The 18,404-nt window shown below is 59.8% G+C and carries 16 protein-coding genes and 1 riboswitch; of the genes, 10 read left to right on the top strand and 6 right to left on the bottom strand.

The window, feature by feature from the left end:
• Positions 1 to 2 precede the first annotated feature (2 nt).
• From E4662_RS23370 to E4662_RS23350, 5 genes are all read right to left on the bottom strand, one after another.
• The gene (locus E4662_RS23370; protein ID WP_136444059.1) at positions 3 to 944 is read right to left on the bottom strand and encodes a sugar ABC transporter substrate-binding protein; all 942 of its coding nucleotides are present in this window, start codon (positions 942 to 944) and stop codon (positions 3 to 5) included.
• A gap of 110 nt (positions 945 to 1,054) precedes the next feature.
• Positions 1,055 to 2,053, bottom strand: a complete 999-nt coding sequence (gene iolG / locus E4662_RS23365; RefSeq protein ID WP_136444058.1) for an inositol 2-dehydrogenase — start codon at positions 2,051 to 2,053, stop codon at positions 1,055 to 1,057.
• Between the two features lie 197 nt (positions 2,054 to 2,250).
• Complete coding sequence (locus tag E4662_RS23360; protein ID WP_136444057.1) at positions 2,251 to 2,919, bottom strand: NnrU family protein; 669 nt, start codon at positions 2,917 to 2,919, stop codon at positions 2,251 to 2,253.
• 2 nt (positions 2,920 to 2,921) lie between these two features.
• The gene (locus E4662_RS23355) at positions 2,922 to 4,118 is read right to left on the bottom strand and encodes an NnrS family protein (RefSeq protein ID WP_136444056.1); all 1,197 of its coding nucleotides are present in this window, start codon (positions 4,116 to 4,118) and stop codon (positions 2,922 to 2,924) included.
• Positions 4,102 to 4,494 carry an RrF2 family transcriptional regulator gene (locus E4662_RS23350; RefSeq protein WP_338113523.1) on the bottom strand — a complete coding sequence of 131 codons (393 nt, stop codon included), beginning with the start codon at positions 4,492 to 4,494 and terminating at the stop codon, positions 4,102 to 4,104. The genes E4662_RS23355 and E4662_RS23350 overlap by 17 nt, the downstream gene beginning before the upstream one ends.
• On the opposite strand from E4662_RS23350, the gene E4662_RS23345 reads away from it, so the two are divergent.
• The 3 genes from E4662_RS23345 to fdhF all read left to right on the top strand — a co-directional run bounded on the left by E4662_RS23345 (position 4,493) and on the right by fdhF (position 9,906).
• A complete protein-coding gene (locus E4662_RS23345) occupies positions 4,493 to 5,062 on the top strand; it encodes a YbaN family protein (RefSeq protein WP_136444054.1) in 570 nt (189 codons plus the stop codon). The genes E4662_RS23350 and E4662_RS23345 overlap by 2 nt on opposite strands.
• Positions 5,063 to 5,365: 303 nt before the next feature.
• Positions 5,366 to 7,084 (top strand): NADH-ubiquinone oxidoreductase-F iron-sulfur binding region domain-containing protein, encoded by a 1,719-nt coding sequence (locus E4662_RS23340; RefSeq protein ID WP_136444053.1) that lies wholly within the window; start codon positions 5,366 to 5,368, stop codon positions 7,082 to 7,084.
• Positions 7,081 to 9,906, top strand: coding sequence for a formate dehydrogenase subunit alpha (gene fdhF / locus E4662_RS23335; RefSeq protein WP_136444052.1), 2,826 nt, complete (start codon positions 7,081 to 7,083; stop codon positions 9,904 to 9,906). Before E4662_RS23340 ends, fdhF begins: the two co-directional genes overlap by 4 nt.
• On the opposite strand, the gene E4662_RS23330 is transcribed toward fdhF, so the two are convergent.
• Complete coding sequence (locus tag E4662_RS23330; RefSeq protein WP_136444051.1) at positions 9,848 to 10,273, bottom strand: hypothetical protein; 426 nt, start codon at positions 10,271 to 10,273, stop codon at positions 9,848 to 9,850. The two genes, fdhF and E4662_RS23330, sit on opposite strands and share 59 nt — an antisense overlap.
• A gap of 221 nt (positions 10,274 to 10,494) precedes the next feature.
• On the opposite strand from E4662_RS23330, the gene E4662_RS23325 reads away from it, so the two are divergent.
• From E4662_RS23325 to nrdH, 7 genes are all read left to right on the top strand, one after another.
• Positions 10,495 to 11,688: a helix-turn-helix domain-containing protein gene (locus E4662_RS23325; protein WP_136444050.1), complete on the top strand. Its 1,194-nt coding sequence runs from the start codon at positions 10,495 to 10,497 to the stop codon at positions 11,686 to 11,688.
• A 165-nt stretch (positions 11,689 to 11,853) separates the two neighbouring features.
• Positions 11,854 to 12,213: a glycine zipper family protein gene (locus E4662_RS23320; protein WP_136444049.1), complete on the top strand. Its 360-nt coding sequence runs from the start codon at positions 11,854 to 11,856 to the stop codon at positions 12,211 to 12,213.
• 161 nt (positions 12,214 to 12,374) lie between these two features.
• Complete coding sequence (locus E4662_RS23315) at positions 12,375 to 13,226, top strand: SDR family oxidoreductase (RefSeq protein WP_136444048.1); 852 nt, start codon at positions 12,375 to 12,377, stop codon at positions 13,224 to 13,226.
• A 4-nt stretch (positions 13,227 to 13,230) separates the two neighbouring features.
• On the top strand, positions 13,231 to 13,896 hold the full coding sequence (locus E4662_RS23310; RefSeq protein ID WP_136444047.1) for a hypothetical protein: 666 nt from the start codon (positions 13,231 to 13,233) through the stop codon (positions 13,894 to 13,896).
• Between the two features lie 154 nt (positions 13,897 to 14,050).
• Positions 14,051 to 15,103, top strand: a complete 1,053-nt coding sequence (locus tag E4662_RS23305; protein WP_136444046.1) for a homocysteine S-methyltransferase family protein — start codon at positions 14,051 to 14,053, stop codon at positions 15,101 to 15,103.
• Positions 15,100 to 17,832, top strand: coding sequence for a methionine synthase (gene metH, locus E4662_RS23300; protein ID WP_136444045.1), 2,733 nt, complete (start codon positions 15,100 to 15,102; stop codon positions 17,830 to 17,832). Before E4662_RS23305 ends, metH begins: the two co-directional genes overlap by 4 nt.
• A 34-nt stretch (positions 17,833 to 17,866) precedes the next feature.
• Positions 17,867 to 18,069, top strand: a riboswitch (cobalamin riboswitch).
• A 111-nt stretch (positions 18,070 to 18,180) separates the two neighbouring features.
• Positions 18,181 to 18,402 (top strand): glutaredoxin-like protein NrdH, encoded by a 222-nt coding sequence (gene nrdH, locus E4662_RS23295; RefSeq protein ID WP_136444044.1) that lies wholly within the window; start codon positions 18,181 to 18,183, stop codon positions 18,400 to 18,402.
• Positions 18,403 to 18,404 lie beyond the last annotated feature (2 nt).

The following is an 18,404-nucleotide window of genomic DNA, read 5'->3' as shown; positions in this document are numbered from 1 at the left end:
GCTTAGCGGAATTCGCCTGCGTATTTCTCGACAAGGGTCAGGCCATCAGCAGTCACGAAACCGGGGCCGGAGTTGATGTTGTTGCCCGGCAGAACGCCATAGCGGTGGTAGTTAGTCAGAACCACGACCGGCAGGTAGGCCTGCAGGAAGGGCTGCTGGTCGATACCCCAGTTGATCACGCCGGCCTTCAGGCCTTTGACGATCTCGTCGCCGAGGTCGAAGGTGCCGAAGTAGATGTCACCGGCCATGCCGTTCTCTTCCAGCGCGAGGATGGTCGGATCCGCAGAGGTCGGCCCAAGCGTCAGAACGGCGTCCGTGTCCGGGTTGGCGGAGAGGTACGCGAGCACCTTGTTCTTGATTTCCGCCGGGTCCTGGCCGCTGTCGATCATCTGGTTGCCCAGATCGATACCCAGACCATCAGCGAAGCCCTGGCAACGCTCGGTGGAGGACGGCGAGTTGATGTAGTGGTTCACGCACAGGAACGAGCCAACGCCGTCACCCTTGGCGCGCACGCCTGCAGCATGGCCCGCATCATATTCCGGCTGGCCCACATACATCAAAGCGCCCACTTCACGCGCCTGATCGGGCGTGCCGGAGTTCATGATGATCACGTCAACACCGCTGTCCACGGCTGCCTTGATCGGGCCGGAGAGCACGTCATAGTCGGCCAGTGTTGTGATGATCCCGTTCGGGCCAGAGGCTGCAGCCTGCTCGATGATCCGCGCCATGTCGGCAAGGTCACCGGTCGGCGGGTTGCGGTACTCGACCTCGACGCCCATCTGGTCACCTGCCAGCGCGATGCCGTTCTTGATCGTGTTCCACCAGCTGTCCGAGTCCGGGGCGTGGCTGACCAGAACGTATTTCTCGCCCTCGGCCTGTGCCGCACCCAGCGCTGCAGCAGACATCGTTGCCGCCAGCATGGTGGTTTTCAACAGGTTCTTCATGTCATTTCCTCCCTAGAAGACAATTCGATCTTGTTATGCGGTGTGTTTTCACCGCGTCGTATCGGTCTTTGACCGAATGCTCTGTCCGGTTCTGCGACCGGTGTTTTCCTCTATTCGACCTCCGAAAGTGCAACCGGTTGCCCGGATTGATGAGAGCGTGTTGCCGCTTCGGCCATCGCCAGTGCGGCGACGCCATCCTCCAGCGTCACGGGCACGTCGGCGCCTTCCGTCATGACCTGAACAAAGGCGTTCCACTCCGCCTCGTAAGCAGGCATGTAGCGCTCGAGAAAGAAGTAGGTAGGCTTGGCTCCGGTTACGCCGGTCGTGGTGGATTTCACCAGGGTGTTCTCCAGCATGTTCTGCGCCTGCAGCAAACCGTCCGATCCGAGCAGTTCGACGCGCTGATCATAGCCATAAACCGCGCGGCGAGAGTTCTTGATCACCGCAATACGGCCGTCGGCATAGGTCATCGTGACGGCAGCGGTGTCCACATCGCCTGCTGCACCAATGGCCGGGTCAACGATGGCGCTGCCAACGGCGGAAATCGTCACGGGCGTTTCACCCATCAGATAATTCGCCATGTCGAAGTCATGGATCATCATGTCCCGGAACAACCCGCCTGACACTTTGACGTAGTCAACGGGCGGTGGGGCCGGGTCAAAAGACGTGATCGCCAGAAGCTCCGGCTTGCCGATTTCCCCTGCCGCGACGGCTGTCTTCATTGCGGTGAACGTCGGATCAAACCGGCGATTGAACCCGATCATTACGGGCTGATCCGCGTCCTTGACCGCGGCAAGGCAAGACCGTGCGCGCTGGAGGCTCAGGTCAACGGGTTTCTCACACAGAACGGCCTTGCCGGCCTGTGTTGCCGCTTCGATCAGGTCCGAGTGCGTGTCCGTTGGTGTCGCGATCAAAACGGCATCGATAGACGGATCCGCCAGCACGTCCTCGGAGCTGCGCACCTCCGCGCCGAAAGATGCGGCCAGAGTCTCGGCGGCTTCGGGGAAGACATCGGAGACGGTGCAAAGCTGGCTCTTCGCATGAGCGGAAATCGCCCTTGCGTGAACCGTGGCAATGCGCCCGGCACCAAGCAATCCAATCCTGAGCATGGGGTCTCCCCGAATCCGTGTTTCCGAGGTCAGCATGATCAATTTTGCAACCGGTTGCAAATACTAATTTCACGCAATCGTTGTATGTCGGACAACGGTTTGTCGCGATTGCAAAAAACGGGCCTCGGCAGGAACGGGTTGATCCGTGTTCGAAGGTCTTCGAGCCGGTTTTCGGTGCTTTGTTTCTGCGACCGGTTTCACAAGGATTGTAGTGGACTGATTCCAATGACGGGCCCATGGCCCAACAGCAACAGGAGATAGAGCGCAATCCCTGCTACCAGCCGCCAAAGCTCTCCGAACGCAATCGCTCGCCGAAGTGGTTGCGTTTGTACGTCTCTCCAAAGCCGATGCCATTTCGCGCCAATTTCGCGCTTTCTGCGCCGATCGACAAGCCGTCCACCCAGCAGGGAAAAGGCTGCGAACGTGCCAAAGAGGATCACATGCGCGAGATCGCCGTTCGTAAGGACATGCGCCACTGACCAGACTGCCAATGCGAGCAGAAGCGGATGGCGGGTGAGGCGAATGACGCCCGGTTTCTGTGGATCAAACGTATCGTTTCGCGCTCCGCCGAAAGAAAACGGATTGGGGCGCGCAATGGCCATGGCGGCAAGGAGGCAAGCGATCAGCATGAGCGTCAGGGCAAGGTGAACTTGCCAACTGCTCCAGTCCCAAAGCGGCACAAAAGGAGCGTTCCGCGCCGCGACGATCAACCAGGTCAGAACGCCCAACGACAAGAGGGAGTAGGCAGCACCAAACCCGGCCGCGCCGAGTTTCTGCACGAGGTAAGGCCTGACAGGGGGACGAACAGGTACGGAGTGCGTCACGAAGAACGCAATGAACGCGACGATAAAACCGGCCCAATCCATTGTCAGTTTCCGTTTCTGGTGCGCAGGATGCGCGGGCCGTAGATCAACGCGAACCCGGCGAAGGCGCTGATCCAGAGAATACCGGACGCACTGTGCAAGGACGCGGTGAAGTCGGGGAGGAGACCTGCAAGTACACGGCAGGCAATTGAGGACAGCAAACACAGGTACAGGGTCAGCGTTCGAAGGTCCGCATGAAGCGCCGCGCCGGTGTGGCCGAGGGTGGCACGGGTCATGACCGCAAGGGTCATGAGACCGATTGCTCCGGCCATCCACATGTGCTGCGCCGCGTTGGCACTGAGCATGTCGGGCCACAAAATCGAGCCTGCCATGGCAAAACTGCCGAGCGGGACAAAGCCATAGGCCATGTGCAAAATCCAGAGCAGCGGCTCGGCCCCGGTCTGTCCTCCCTGCCAGCGAAGGAGCCTTACGCTGTGCGCAAGGCCAGCGAATCCAAGCGCGACTCCGGTGATGGCCGCCTCCGGCGCGAGGCTCCAAAGCGCGCACGCGACAAGCAGCATGACCATTGCGCCAATATCGAAGCGTTGCATGGGCGGGGTAGGGAGGCGCTCTGCGCCACGCTTTTTCAGCCAGTTGCGGGTGAAGGCTGGAACGATCCGCCCTCCTATCAGGGCGACAAGCAGAATCGCTGCAACAAGTCCGATCCGCAAACCAAGCTCTTGCGCATCGTAGGTGTCGTTAATTTGGCCAACATGGAACGTCGTGTTTGCGGAAATGAAAACACCGAGCAATGCAAGAACGATCAGGTTGCGCCAGTTGCGTCCGGCAATGATTTCGCGGGCAACGATCATCGCCAGTACAGGCAAGAAAGACAGATCGACTACAGCGACAAAGAGCGGGTTTAGCCAAGACCCAAGGGCAATGGCCGTCCGTCCAGCCGCCCACAGGATAAACAGCCCGGCCAACGGACTGCCCGACAGAGGCGCCCGGTTGGTCCAGTTGGGTACGGCGGTCAGCAGGAAACCGGCAATGACGGCGCTGAGATATCCGAACAAAAACTCATGAGCGTGCCATGAGACCGGATCAAGTTGCGTCGTCAGCTCCAATGCGCCGCTCAGCATACCAATCCAAAGCGCCATGGCGACGGCAGCCCAGAGCGCACCGCCAAGGAAAAACGGGCGAAAGCCGTAGCTGAAAAGTGCCATCTGCCGCGGCGAGGGTATTTCATGCGTGGCGTCCATCTGCGCCTCCTGTTGGTGCGTCCAGAGGGCAATCGGCGAGGGTGAACTGATCCAGTTCCGGGATGAAGGCGCTTCGGGCCTTCTCCAGCATGCCTTTCAAACGGCAGGATGCGGTGACGACGCAAGTGCCCCCATCTGCTTGAAAGCATTCTACAAGGGCGCTGCGCGCTTCCAGAATCGCAACAACACGCCCGACAGAAACACGTTCGGGCGGCTGAGCCAGTACTGCGCCGCCGCCGGTGCCGCGCCTCGTTTCGACAATCCCGGCATTGGCGAGGGTGCGAACAGCCTTGGTCAGGTGGTTTCTGGATATGCCGAACTCATCTGCGAGCTCTGCGGTTGAAAAGGGCCTGCTTGGGTCGGAGGCCATACGCATGCAGGCCCTCAGACCGAAATCGGCAAAACGGCTCAGCTTCATCTGCTTGCCCTACCAATTTGATCGGGGTCAAAGTTCATGGCATGCGAATCTCTCAATCGACATCTTTAATGCCGATTACATTCATCCGAGGAGAAACACTTTGACCGGGATCAAGTCGATCATTCGACATTTCAGCAAACCGGTCTGGTTCTTGTTCGGGGCGGTTGCGCTTGCGCTGGGTGTGATTGGTGTGGTGCTGCCTGTTCTGCCGACCACGCCATTTGTTATTTTTGCGGCCTTTTGTTTCGCCAAGGGCTCTCCGCGTTGGGCCAGGTATCTGGAAAACCATGCGGTTTTTGGCCCGATCATAGACGATTGGCGTAGCAACGGCGCCATCGCGCCGCGGTTCAAGGCCATGGCTTTGGTCATGATGGGCGCGGCGTTGCTCCTGAGCGTCGCCATGGACTTGCCGGGCAGGGTGCTCGCGATTCAAGCTGTGGTCATGTTGGGGGCGGCCACGTTTATCCTGACGCGCCCCAGTCATCCGGTTGTTCAACCGGACTCGAAAAACCCTAATAGCAACTAACTCTGTAAAGGCCGGGTTCGGTTTATTGACCTCCTGTGAGCCAACTTGACGTGCCCGGTTGCGTCGGCATCGGCCTTGCCCGCGTCTCGGTGATCAAAGGCGGCACTCGTGTCGCGTTTGGTGGAAATGTTGCCGGAAGGAAACGTTGAAAGGCAATTGGGGCTGTCTATTACTGGATTTAGCACGCGCGCGGCATTGCTGGTTTTGGCAGTGCGCCGCTAACATCAGCGCCTCAGCTCCGCTGGAATCCCGGCGGAGATGGGCTTTTTCTATATTGTTAGACTCTAGCGAAGCAGCAGGATCATGAATACCCACGCGCCAGCCAAGACGTTCAAACGCCGGGACCCCTCGCTTCCGAAGGGGCGCCAGGTCAGCGACAGCGATGTCACCGCACTTGCAGATCTGTTGGGCGATATGCCTCGCAGGCGCGATATGGTGATTGAGGCCTTGCATGTCATTCAGGACACGCACGGCCATATCAGCGCCTCGAACATCGCGGCCTTGGCCGAGTTGTTCCGTCTTGCGCAGGTTGAAGTCTTCGAAGTGGCCAGCTTCTACGATCATTTTGACGTGGTGCGCGAAGGCGAAACTCCGCCACCGCCGGTTACAGTCCGCGTGGCCACCGGCGTGACCGAAGAGCTGATGGGGGCTTTTGACCTGATCGAAGGTCTGCGCGCGGCTGTCGATCCGGCAAAAGTTCGGATTATTGCCGCGCCCTGCATCGGCCAGTGCGACGGCGCACCCGCCGCGACCATTGGTAAACGCATCTACCGTCATTGCACGGTGGAAAGCCTGCTTGAGGCGATCGAAAACGACAATTCGACGCCCGCCCCGGATCCTTACGAGGATCTGAAAGCCTATCGCGCAGCGGGTGGCTATTCAGTTCTGGGCCAGGTTTTGGCTGGAGAGATCAGTGCCGATGCCGCCGTTGAAACCATGTCCGACGCGGGCCTGCGTGGTCTTGGCGGCGCGGGTTTCCCGGCTGGCATGAAATGGGGTTTTGTGCGCGGCTACGAAGGCCCGCGCCTGATGACGATCAACGGAGACGAGGGCGAGCCCGGCACATTCAAGGACCGCTGGTGGCTGGAACGCAAGCCACATCGCATGCTGGAAGGCGCGCAGATCGCTGCGCGGGTGGTCGGCTGTGATCGCATCTACATCTATATGCGCGATGAATACCCGCATGTGCTGGAGATCCTTCGCCGCGAGATCGAAGCGCTGCATACTTCTGATCTTGATGTGGTCCCGATGGAGCTGCGCCGTGGGGCAGGGGCCTACATCTGCGGTGAAGAAAGCGCGATGATCGAAAGCATCGAAGGCAAGCGTGGTCTGCCCCGCCACAAGCCGCCGTTTATCGCAGAGGTTGGCCTGTTTGGCCTCCCGACCCTCAATCACAACATTGAAACCGTCAGCTGGATTCCCGATATCCTCGCCAACGGGCCCAAGTGGTTCGCGGATCAGGGCTGGAACGAAGATCACAAAGGCCCGCGCGCCTTCTCCGTTTCGGGCCGGGTCAAGGAACCGGGGGTCAAGATCGCCCCCGCCGGCATCCCGCTCATCCGCCTGATCGAAGACTACTGCGGCGGCATGGCCGATGGGCACAAATTCAAGGCCTTCTTCCCCGGCGGTGCCTCGGGCGGCATCTTCCCGGCTTCCATGGCGGACCGCGCCATGGATTTTGGCACATGGGAGAAAGAGGGCGGCTTTATCGGCTCGCACGCGGTGGTGATCTTGTCGGACAAGGACAGCGTGCACGGCGCGGCACTCAACACCATGAAGTTCTTTGCCCACGAAAGTTGCGGACAATGCACGCCTTGCCGCTCTGGCACTGACAAGATGGTGCGCCTCTTGGCTGAAGGTGACGATGACGCCGCGCTTTATAACGATCTGCTGACCGTCATGGGCGATTCCTCGATCTGCGGCCTTGGACAGGCGGCGGGCAATTGCGTGAAACATCTGATGAAACACTTCCCCGAAGAGTTCTCTGCGGGTTCGAAGAGCAACGAGGAGGTCCAGTCATGAGCCTCGACACCGCCAATGTCCCCGTGATCACCTTCACACTCGACGACCGCGAGGTCAGAGCGCATAGCGATGAGACCATCTGGGAGGTCGCCCGGCGCGAAGGCATCGCCATCCCGCACCTGTGCTGGAAGCCCGACGTGCCGGACCTGCGCGAAGACGGCAATTGCCGCGCCTGCATGGTTGAGATCGAAGGCGAGCGCGTCCTCGCCGCCTCCTGCATCCGCAAACCCAAAGACGGCATGGTTGTGACCACCGCGAGCGAGCGCGCACAAAAGAGTCGGAAGATGGTCTTTGACCTGCTCGCTTCAGACATGCCCGCCCGCGAGCAAAGCCCCGATCCGCAGTCGCATTTCTGGCAGCAGGCCGAGATCGCCGGTCTGGAGAAAGCCCGCTATCCTTCGGGCCGCCCCGGCGCGCAGAGAGAAGTGCCGGTGGACAGCATCTTCCACGATGCCTCGCACCCTTCGATTGCCGTGAACCTCGACGCCTGCATCTCCTGCGGTCTGTGCGAACGCGCCTGCCGCGAAGTGCAGGTGAACGACGTCATTGGCATGGCGGGCCGTGGTATGGGCGCGGTGCCGGTCTTTGATGTCGCGGACCCGATGGGCCTTTCGACCTGCGTCGGCTGCGGTGAATGTGTTCAGGCCTGCCCGACCGGCGCGCTCATGGAAAAGACTCTGCTGAACGAAACCGCGACCAAGCGCGAGATCTTTGACGTCGAAACCAAGCCTTCTGTCTGCCCGTTCTGCGGTGTCGGCTGCCAGACCGAGATCAGCGTCAAGGACAATGACATCGTCAAGGTCGATGGCCGTCAAGGCCCGGCCAACCGAGGCAAGCTCTGCATCAAGGGCCGCTTTGGCATGGACTATGTCATGTCGCCCGAGCGTCTGACCAAGCCACTCATCCGCCGTGAGGGTGTGCCGAAAGACCCCGCCGCCCGCATGACATTCGCCGACATAGGCGATGTGTTCCGCGAAGCCACGTGGGACGAAGCCATGGAATTTGCCGCTGGCGGTCTGACTCGCGTGCGGGACAGCGTCGGCGGACAGGCCGTCGCCGGGTTCGGCAGCGCAAAGGGCACCAACGAAGAGGCCTATCTCTTCCAGAAATACATCCGTCAGGGTTTTGGAACGAATAACGTCGACCACTGCACCCGCCTGTGCCACGCGTCTTCGGTAGCAGCGCTCATGGAGGGCGTCGGTTCGGGTGCTGTGTCCGCGCCTTTCACCGCTGCTGATGACAGCGATTGCATCATGATGATCGGGTGCCGACCGGAGCAGAACCACCCGGTCGCCGCGACCTATTTCAAACAGGCCGCGAAACGCGGCGCCAAGGTCATGGTATTCGATCCGCGCAAGCAAGGCCTCATGCGACACGCCTCGCACCCGGTGATCTTTGAGCCGGGGCGCGATGTGCCGATGCTCAACGCGATGATCCACACGATCATTGAAGAACAGCTCTATGATGAGCAGTACATTCAGGCCAATCTCGACGGCTTCGAAGCGCTGCGGGAAAAGGTGAAAGACTACACGCCCGAGGCCATGTCCGAGATTTGCGGTGTGGAAGCCGAATATCTGCGTGAGCTGGCCCGGACCTTTGCAGGCGCAGAGCGCGCGATCATCTTCTGGGGCATGGGCGTGAGCCAACACGTGCATGGCACGGACAATGCACGCTGTCTGATCGCTCTTTCGCTGATCACGGGCCAAATCGGCCGCCCCGGCACAGGCTTGCACCCGCTTCGGGGGCAGAACAACGTGCAGGGGGCTTCGGATGCCGGTCTGATCCCGATCACCTATCCGAACTACAAGTCGGTCGAAGACGCCGACGTGCGCGCCCGTTACGAGGATCAATGGGGCCGCAGCCTCGATCCCAAGAAAGGTCTGACCGTCGTTGAAACCATGCACGCCATCCACCATGGCGAGGTCAAGGCGATGTATGTGCAGGGCGAAAATCCGGCCATGTCCGACCCCGACCAACACCATGCGCGCGGCGCATTGGCAACGCTGGAACATCTTGTCGTGCAGGACATCTTCTTTACCGAAACTGCATGGTTTGCTGATGTGATCCTGCCCGCCTCTGCCCAACCGGAGAAGCCCGGAACTTACACCAACTCCAACCGTCAGGTTCAGGTCGGCATGCCGGTCCGTACTCCTCCGGGCGAGGCGCGTCAGGACTGGAAACTGCTGGTCGAAATGGGCCAGCGCTCGGGCCTCGATTGGGATTATCCGGATGTTGGCGCGGTCTATGACGAAATGGCTGCCAACATGCCGAGCCTCGACAACATCACCTGGGATCGCCTGGTGCGCGAAGGGGTTGTGACCTATCCGGTGCAATCGGATGATGGTCCGGGCGAAGAGATCATCTTCTACGATGGCTTCCCGACCGCTTCAGGCAAGGCCAAGCTGGTCCCGACCGACCTGGTCCCCCCCGATGAGATGCCGGACGAGGAATTCCCTCTGGTGCTGACCACAGGCCGGATGCTGGAGCATTGGCATACCGGCGCCATGACCCGCCGCGCCACACATCTGAACGCACAGGAAGACGAGGCGGTTGTCTCGATGCATCCGAAAGACATCGGGCGCATGGGCTTCGAGCGCGGTCAGCAGGTCACGGTTGAGACACGCCGCGGCGCGATCACACTGACCCTGCGCGCGGATCGCGACGTGACGCCGGGGATGCTGTTTATCCCCTTCTGTTTCGTCGAAGCTCCGGCCAACTTCCTGACCAATCCGCAGCTCGACCCCTTTGGGAAAATCCCGGAGTTCAAGTTCGCGGCGGCGCGGATTTCTGCGGCGGATGAAGGTGCTGTCGCGGCGGAGTAGCTGCGATTGTCCAGTGACGATAATACAAAAAAGCCATCGTCGTCTCGATGACGATGGCGAGTACCATCCCCGGACCGACAGAACCGCGCAGCAACTCGTAGAGGCTCAAAACAGCCAGTGCGCTCATGGCGGCTCCGACAGATAGGGCCACCAGGCGCTTCGCTTCGTTGCTGTTCGAGCGGCTGGCGAAGTAGCAAAGAACGGCAAGGCCGAGAAACAAGGCCCCAGCGCGCTTCGCCAAAAGGGTGCCGAGCGTGTTTCCCTGAAGCTGGAACAGCCAGTAAACCACTTCGGGGAACAGGATCAGAGTCAGGCACAAGACCGCAAACAAAAGCGAAGCCGTTAAGTTCAGGACGCGGAAAGACATAGGGCACCCCCTTGGAGTCTCTTGCAGCCTGCCGCAATGCGTGTCGCGAAGGTATGGGCCAAACCGCCACACGCCTGAGAGGGGCGAGTTGAACCAACCACACCTGCGGATAATGAGATTTATGTTAAAGCTGAACCTCGGCCCATCAAAGCCCACCACCCCAAAACGGCGCTAGGATTTTCCCTGCGAGCCGTTAAAACTACGCGCATTGAGGGCGCACGATGTTTTCCATTCACGAGAAACTTTATTGGGAACACCTCGGTGTCGCCGGGGCTCTGGCGATCACGCTGTTCGTTCTTGTTGGCCTGTTCATGCGGCTGCGAGAGCCCGCGCCGCGGATGCATATCTGGGCGATGATCGTGTTCTTCACCATCAATGTCTGCGATTCCCTCAACGCCTTTGCCTATTCGGATGTCTTTTCTGGGCCCAATACGCTGTACCGTTGGAACGATGTACTGATCCCCGGTTTCATGGTCTCGCTCTATTTCTATGTGCGTGCGCTGACCAGTTCCGTGCCGCAGCTTAGACGCGCCGATGCGATCCATTTCATCCCTTTTGTCATAGGGGCACTTTGCCTTTCACCGGCCCTGATTTTGCCTGGCGATGTTCGGCGCGGCGAAACGCAAGCCAGCTTGTCAGACTTGCACCAGGCGCTGATCGCTTGGGGCGAAACCGCGTTCTGGATGTTCTGGATCAATCTGCTGGTCGTCTACGGCGGTCTGTGCATTCGGCGCTTGATCCTTCACCGGCGCAATGTGCGCGGGCTGTTTTCCGATCTTCGCGGAAGAACCCTGCATTGGCTGGACGCATTGGTCGCGATCCTTCTGATTTTGCCGCTGATCGTCATCGTTGATGAAGTCCGGGATCTGATGGATCTGTCTTCCATTCGCGATGGCGTGTTTTCTCTCCTGTTCGACGTTGTTCTCCCGTTCTCCTTCGGCTTGTTCGCGCTGCGCGCCAACCCAGTGCTTCCGGAATGGACAGAGCCGATGTTGGCGGATCTGGAAAAACCAGATCCCGAGCCGACACAAAGTGCAGAGCCCGCGCAGCGATATGCTCGGTCAGGTCTGCAGGAAGAAGACATTGCGCGATACGCCAAACGGCTGGAATTGCGGATGACGGAAGGAAAGCTCTGGCGGGATCACGGGCTGAACCTGCGCAGGCTTGCCGCAGAAATCGCCATTCCCGCGATACACCTCTCGGAGGTGCTGAACACCAAGCTGGGCATGACGTTCTACGACTATGTGAATCAATGCCGTATCAAGGACGCCTGCGAGATGCTGATTCACACCGATGCAGGCATTCTGGAGATTAGCGAGACGGTTGGCTTCAACGCAAAATCCACGTTCAACACCAGTTTCAAGAAGGTGACCGAGCAAACACCGACGCAATGGCGCGCCCGGCATCGACCGTGATGGAGCTAAAAAGCTTCTGAAAATAAACAGTTTTTTGAGAGGTCCGTACGAGCCAGCTTGTCCGAACGCCCGAACCAGCCTGTTCGGTCGCGGTCTGGGATGTCACTGACCTATTCCGGTTTCAGGCCACCGCCGAGGTGGTAATCAAACCGAAAGGATCAGACCATGAAATGGCTTTTGACACTGACAACCGCTCTCTCCCTCGCCGCCTGTGGGGACAAGGGAGCGAAATACAACCCGATCCTCGATGGGCCCCGGACGGCGGGCTATCAAGCTGATTTGGCGGACTGCCAGGCTCTGGCAAACAGTCAGAAACAGCTAAACCGGGAGACTTTGGGCGCGGCGGCTGTAGGGGCCGGCGCAGGCGCAACTTTGGGCGCATTGGATGACGAGGGCGATATGTGGGGCGGCGCGGTGGCCGGTGCACTTGCGGGCGGTGCAGCTGGCGCTGTCGATGCCAATGAACGCCGCAAAGCCATGGTCATCGAGTGTTTGAAGGGCCGAGGGCACCCTGTTGTGGGGTGACCAGCCATGAGTTCCGACATTCTCTACATCCGAGCGCACCGATACCGGGCGCTTGAAGATCTTCTTATCCGGGCGGCCATGATCAGGCCGCCCAAACCGGGCCGCATCTTTACACCTTGGATCAGGCGTCTCATGAGTGCGGACGATGAAAGGGTTTCGAAATGAAACATGTTTTCGTTGCTGGTGCGACAGGCTACCTCGGCCGTTTTCTATGCGCCGAGTATCGCAAACGGGGTTGGCACGTCACTGCCCTAATCCGCAAATCTGGCAAAACGGATGGTCTGGAAGCGGACCGATTGATTGAAGCAGAAGCCACATGGCCGGAAAGCCTGGTTGGTGCCATGGAAGACATTGATCTGGTAGTGTCTGCCCTTGGCATAACCCGCCAGACCGACGGGCTGACCTATTGGGATGTGGACTATCAAGCCAACCTCAACCTGCTGGAAGAAGCCCGACGCAGTGGCGTGTCCCGGTTTGCTTATGTCCACGTTCTGAACGCGGACCGTATGGACGCGGTGCCCCTTGTTGCCGCGAAATCCGCTTTCGTGCGCAAATTGCAATCGTCCGACGTCGCCTCGACCGTCATCGCTCCCACCGGATACTTTTCTGACATGGCGGATTTTCTGACCATGGCGCAATCCGGGCGTGTGTGGTTGTTCGGGTCTGGTGAGCCGCGGATCAATCCCATCCACGGGGCCGATCTCGCGGCAGCGATCTTCGAGGCAGCCGAAGCGGGCGTCGATTGGCAGACCGTCGGCGGTCCCGAAACCTTTACTCAGACCGATCTTGCTCATCTCTGCTTTGATGTGTTGGGAAAGGACCATCGGATCACGTATCTACCAGATTGGGTCCGTCGTTTGATTCTCCGGGTGTTGCCAAGGCTCGCGCCGGGGCGGATTGCCGGCCCGGCCCAGTTTTTCCTGACGGCAAGCGGGATGAACATGACCGCGCCACCAACAGGAGAACATAGACTGGCGGACTTCTTTCAGTCTCTTGAAAACGAAAAAAGGTAAATCGATGACGCTTGAGAAAACCGGCGGGCTCGCAGCCCTCATTTGCGCGGGAACTTACCTGTTCGGCTTCGCGTTTCTGATAAAATGGCTGGTCCCGCTGGGGTTCGGAACACCGACTATTGACGCTGCGGCCGTTGTGCAGTTCACCGCGCAGCAACCGGGCCTGATGGTCTTGTTCAACAGTGTCATTTACATTCTAAACGGCTTTGCACTCGCGGTTCTGGTGGTTGCCTTGCACACCAGTCTACGCGTCCAGGCTCCGGCATGGGCGGCCGTGACGCAGGGGATTGGGTTTATTTGGGTTGGTTTGGTTCTGGGCGCGGGAATGATCGCGAATGTCGCTGTAGAGGAAGTGTCAGGATTGGCGGCTGCCGATCCCGTGGGTGCTGCGGAGCTATGGCGCATCTTGCGGGCCGTGGAACTTGGTCTTGGTGGCGGCAATGAAATCGTTGGCGGGGTTTGGATACTTTGCGTCAGCGGCGTGGCCTACAAGAGTGGCAACTTTGGCCTTCTGACCGCTGGCCTTGGGAGTATAACCGGCCTCGGCGGCGCGCTGACGCTGATCCCCAGCATCGGAGAAACCGCTGGAGTTGTCTTTGGCCTTGGCGGCATTCTCTGGTTTGTTGCCGTCGGCGTCCGTCTTTTCCGCACGGCGAGGCGCCCCGTGTGACCTGCCCTTTCACGTTTCAGGCGGCTGTTCGTCGCCGGGCCTGTCGATCAGTAGATGAGTAGCCTTCATAATTAATCCGGGAAACATTCATTATACCTCATGATTTGATCGGGCTATAGAGGCGTCCAACCCTCACAACCCGGTCATTTGCGCCATGCTGAATTTTTCCCTGCCCGAAACCCCTGCCCTGACGCAGCTTCGTCAAATGGCATCCGAACGGATCCTGATCCTTGACGGGGCGATGGGGACGATGATCCAGACGCTGGGCCTGTCGGAAGAGGACTTCACAGCCAAGGGGCATATCCACGGCCCCGGTTGTCGGCACCATTACCACCCGGATCACCCGCAGCAGGGCAACAATGACCTGCTTGTCCTGACCCAGCCTCAGGCGGTGGAGGACATTCAGTATACCTTTGCCATGGCGGGTGCGGATATTCTGGAAACCAATACGTTTTCTTCGACCAGCATCGCCCAAGCGGATTATGGCCTCGAAGACGCCGTGCATGATCTGAACGTCGCCGGGGCGCAAGTTGCTCGGCGGGCGGCGGATCGGGCCGAGGCAGCCGATGGCCGGTCCCGCTTTGTGGCTGGGGCTGTCGGTCCGACAAACCGCACTGCCTCCATCAGCCCGGATGTGAACGATCCCGGCTATCGCGCCGTGACATTTCACGATCTGCGCGTTGCTTATGGTCAGCAGATCGACGGGTTGATTGAAGGGGGTTCGGATCTGATCCTGATCGAGACGATCTTTGACACGCTCAACGCCAAGGCCGCGATTTTTGCGGCCTACGAGAGTTTTGCCAAAGCGGGAAAACGCCTGCCAATCATGATTTCCGGAACCATTACGGACGCTTCGGGGCGCACGCTGTCGGGGCAGACACCAACGGCGTTCTGGCATTCAGTTGCCCATGCCCGACCCTTCACCGTTGGGCTCAACTGCGCGCTTGGGGCCGAGTCAATGCGCCCGCATATGGCGGAGATTGCAAGTGTCGCCACGGCGCTCACCTGCGCTTATCCCAATGCGGGACTGCCCAATGAGTTTGGCGCATATGATGAAACACCCGAGGAGACAGCTGCGCAGGTGAAAGACTTCGCCCGAGACGGCATCGTCAACGTTGTTGGGGGCTGCTGCGGCACCACCCCGGACCACATTCGCGCCATCGCAGACGCAGTGTCATCCTTCGCCCCGAGAAAGGTCCAGTCATGACCAACCGTTACCTGCGCCTTTCCGGCCTTGAGCCCTTCGTCCTGACGCCGGACATTCCCTTTGTGAACGTGGGCGAGCGCACAAATGTCACCGGCTCTGCCCGGTTCCGCAAGCTGATCGTCAACCGCGATTTTGCAACCGCTCTGGAGGTGGCGCGCGATCAGGTGGAGAACGGTGCGCAGATCATTGACGTGAACATGGATGAAGGTCTGATCGACAGCAAACAGGCGATGATCGAGTTCCTCAACCTCATCGCCTCTGAGCCGGACATCGCCCGCGTTCCGATCATGATCGACAGCTCCAAATGGGAGGTGATCGAAGCCGGGCTGCACTGTGTGCAGGGCAAACCGGTGGTCAATTCCATCAGCCTCAAGGAAGGCGAAGAGGCGTTTCGTCATCATGCGGAGCTTTGCTTGGCCTATGGCGCAGCGGTGGTTGTCATGGCCTTTGACGAAACCGGGCAGGCGGACACTTTTGAGCGCAAAACCGAGATTTGCGCCCGCGCCTATCGCATCCTTGTCGACGAAATGGGCTTCCCGCCCGAGGACATCATCTTTGACCCCAACGTCTTTGCCGTGGCGACGGGGATTGAAGAGCACGACAACTACGGCGTCGATTTCATCGAGGCGACGCGCTGGATCCGGCAAAACCTGCCCCATGCGCATGTGTCGGGCGGCGTGTCGAACCTGAGCTTCAGCTTCCGCGGCAACGAGACGGTGCGTGAGGCGATGCACGCGGTGTTCCTCTATCACGCCATCAAGGCAGGCATGGACATGGGCATCGTCAACGCCGGGCAATTGGCGGTTTACGACCAGATTGAGCCGGAACTGCGCGAGGCCTGTGAGGATGTGGTCCTGAACCGCGTGCCAAAGGCGGGCGGCACGGCGACGGAACGGATGCTTGAGATTGCCGAGCGGTTTCTCGGCGGCAAACGCGAAGCGAAAGTGCGCGATCTGGCGTGGCGAGACTGGCCGGTTGAAAAGCGGCTCGAACACGCCTTGGTCAACGGCATCACCGAATTTATCGAAGAGGATACAGAGACCGCACGAGCCGCGGCCGACCGCCCTTTGCACGTGATCGAAGGGCCGCTGATGGCGGGTATGAACGTGGTCGGCGATTTGTTTGGCGCAGGAAAGATGTTCCTGCCGCAGGTGGTGAAATCGGCCCGCGTGATGAAACAAGCGGTGGCCGTTCTGCTGCCTTACATGGAAGAAGAAAAGCGCGCGAACGGAGGCGAAGCGCGGCAATCGGCGGGCAAGGTGCTGATGGCGACGGTCAAAGGCGATGTGCATGACATCGGCAAGAATATCGTCGGGGTCGTGCTGGCCTGTAACAACTATGAGATTGTCGACCTGGGCGTCATGGTGCCGCCGCAGAAGATCTTGCAGGTCGCCCGCGAAGAGAATGTGGACATCATCGGCCTGTCCGGGCTGATCACGCCGTCTTTGGATGAGATGGTGCATCTGGCCACGGAAATGGAGCGCGAAGGCTTTGATATCCCCCTGCTGATCGGCGGGGCCACTACGTCGAAGGTGCATACCGCCGTCAAAATCGCACCGCGCTATGATCTGGGGCAAGCGGTCTATGTGACCGACGCGAGCCGCGCCGTTGGTGTGGTCGGCGCGCTGCTGAGTGAAACGCAGAAACCCGATTATGTCGAAAGCATCCGCACCGAATATGCCGATGTAGCCGAGAAACACGCCCGCAGCGAGCGGGCCAAGAACCGTTTGCCGCTGGCAAAAGCACGCGCGAATGCGTTGGCGCTGGATTGGGATGGGTTCACGCCCGCCCAGCCGAGCTTTACCGGCACAAAGGTGATCGAGGATTGGGATCTGGCAGTGATCGCCCGTTACATCGACTGGACGCCGTTTTTCCAGACCTGGGAGATGCGCGGCGTCTACCCCAAGATTCTGGATGATGAAAAGCAGGGCGCGGCAGCGCGGGCGCTGTTTGCCGATGCGCAGGAAATGCTGGAGAAAATCATTACGGAGCGCTGGTTCACGCCCCGCGCAGTGGTCGGTTTCTGGCCTGCGAATACGGTCGGCGACGACATCCGCCTCTATTCGGATGAGAGCCGGACCGAGACCCGCGCAACCCTGCACACCCTGCGCCAGCAGACCGCCAAACGCGGCGACCGGCGCAATCTGGCGCTGTCGGATTTCGTCGTCCCCGAAGGGCGCGGCGCGGATCATGTGGGCGGCTTTGTGGTGACGGCAGGGCCGGAGGAGATCGAGATCGCGGAGCGGCTCGACAAGGCGAATGACAACTATGGCTCGATTCTTGTCAAAGCGCTGGCCGACCGCTTTGCCGAGGCCATGGCCGAAATGCTGCACGAACGGGTGCGGCGCGAGTTCTGGGGCTATGCGCCGGAGGAGGCGTTTGATCCGCAAGCGTTGATTGGGGAGCCCTACGACGGCATCCGCCCCGCCCCCGGATATCCAGCGCAACCGGACCACACGGAGAAGCGCACCTTGTTCGATCTTCTCGATGCGACGGAGGTCACCGGGGTTGAGCTGACCGAGAGCATGGCCATGTGGCCCGGGTCGTCTGTTTCCGGTCTCTACATTGGTCATCCCGAGAGCTATTACTTCGGTGTGGGCAAGGTTGAGCGTGATCAGGTTGTGGACTATGCCCGCCGCAAAGGTATGGACCTCGAAGAGGCAGAACGCTGGCTCGCACCTGTGCTGAATTACGTTCCTACCCCTACAGATGGAAAAGCGGCGGCGTAGGCATACTATATATTGACACCTCTCTCAAATTTGGGCCAATTGGTTACGTTATGGTTTCCCGGGGCGACTCGGGGAGGAAAGAGGGAAACCGGTGCGGGCGGGACAGCTCTAATCCGGTACTGCCCCCGCAACTGTGAGCGGAGAGCGACGCTGAACATCCACTGGGGTTTTGCCCTGGGAAGGACAGCCGAGCGGTGATCCGCAAGTCAGGAGACCTGCCATGACGGACGACGAGAACCAGAGGCGGAGGGCCTCGGGGTGCGTGATAGACTTGCCCAGACTTTTGTCTGCGTGAGGGTCTTCGTGTCCCCCCTGTCCTTTCGACACAACAGGATGAGGGACACATCTATGAGCATCACCGTTTATTCCAAGCCGGCCTGCGTGCAATGCACCGCAACCACCCGTGCACTCGAAGCCAAAGGGCTTGAGTACATCGTTGTTGATCTGACCGAAGACGATTCCGCCATGAGCCACGTCACCGAACTGGGCTACCGCCAGGCGCCTGTCGTGATCGCGGGCGATGCGCATTGGGCGGGCTTCCGCCCTGACCTGATCGGCCGCCTGTCCTGATC

This window comes from Pacificoceanicola onchidii, assembly GCF_004804335.1.
GTDB classification, from domain to species: domain Bacteria; phylum Pseudomonadota; class Alphaproteobacteria; order Rhodobacterales; family Rhodobacteraceae; genus Pacificoceanicola; species Pacificoceanicola onchidii.
The sequence above is the reverse complement of the archived record's forward strand: the minus strand, read 5'-3'. Positions and strand labels throughout refer to the sequence as shown.

Coding starts and splice junctions, on each gene's coding strand:
- E4662_RS23315 (WP_136444048.1), top strand. CDS start 12,375: ATGAAACATGTTTTCGTTGCTGGTGCGACAGGCTACCTCGGCCGTTTT.
- E4662_RS23370 (WP_136444059.1), bottom strand. CDS start 944: ATGAAGAACCTGTTGAAAACCACCATGCTGGCGGCAACGATGTCTGCT.
- E4662_RS23320 (WP_136444049.1), top strand. CDS start 11,854: ATGAAATGGCTTTTGACACTGACAACCGCTCTCTCCCTCGCCGCCTGT.
- iolG (WP_136444058.1), bottom strand. CDS start 2,053: ATGCTCAGGATTGGATTGCTTGGTGCCGGGCGCATTGCCACGGTTCAC.
- E4662_RS23305 (WP_136444046.1), top strand. CDS start 14,051: ATGCTGAATTTTTCCCTGCCCGAAACCCCTGCCCTGACGCAGCTTCGT.
- metH (WP_136444045.1), top strand. CDS start 15,100: ATGACCAACCGTTACCTGCGCCTTTCCGGCCTTGAGCCCTTCGTCCTG.
- E4662_RS23325 (WP_136444050.1), top strand. CDS start 10,495: ATGTTTTCCATTCACGAGAAACTTTATTGGGAACACCTCGGTGTCGCC.
- E4662_RS23310 (WP_136444047.1), top strand. CDS start 13,231: ATGACGCTTGAGAAAACCGGCGGGCTCGCAGCCCTCATTTGCGCGGGA.
- E4662_RS23350 (WP_338113523.1), bottom strand. CDS start 4,494: ATGCGTATGGCCTCCGACCCAAGCAGGCCCTTTTCAACCGCAGAGCTC.
- E4662_RS23345 (WP_136444054.1), top strand. CDS start 4,493: ATGCAGGCCCTCAGACCGAAATCGGCAAAACGGCTCAGCTTCATCTGC.
- E4662_RS23360 (WP_136444057.1), bottom strand. CDS start 2,919: ATGGATTGGGCCGGTTTTATCGTCGCGTTCATTGCGTTCTTCGTGACG.
- E4662_RS23355 (WP_136444056.1), bottom strand. CDS start 4,118: ATGGACGCCACGCATGAAATACCCTCGCCGCGGCAGATGGCACTTTTC.
- E4662_RS23340 (WP_136444053.1), top strand. CDS start 5,366: ATGAATACCCACGCGCCAGCCAAGACGTTCAAACGCCGGGACCCCTCG.
- nrdH (WP_136444044.1), top strand. CDS start 18,181: ATGAGCATCACCGTTTATTCCAAGCCGGCCTGCGTGCAATGCACCGCA.
- fdhF (WP_136444052.1), top strand. CDS start 7,081: ATGAGCCTCGACACCGCCAATGTCCCCGTGATCACCTTCACACTCGAC.
- E4662_RS23330 (WP_136444051.1), bottom strand. CDS start 10,273: ATGTCTTTCCGCGTCCTGAACTTAACGGCTTCGCTTTTGTTTGCGGTC.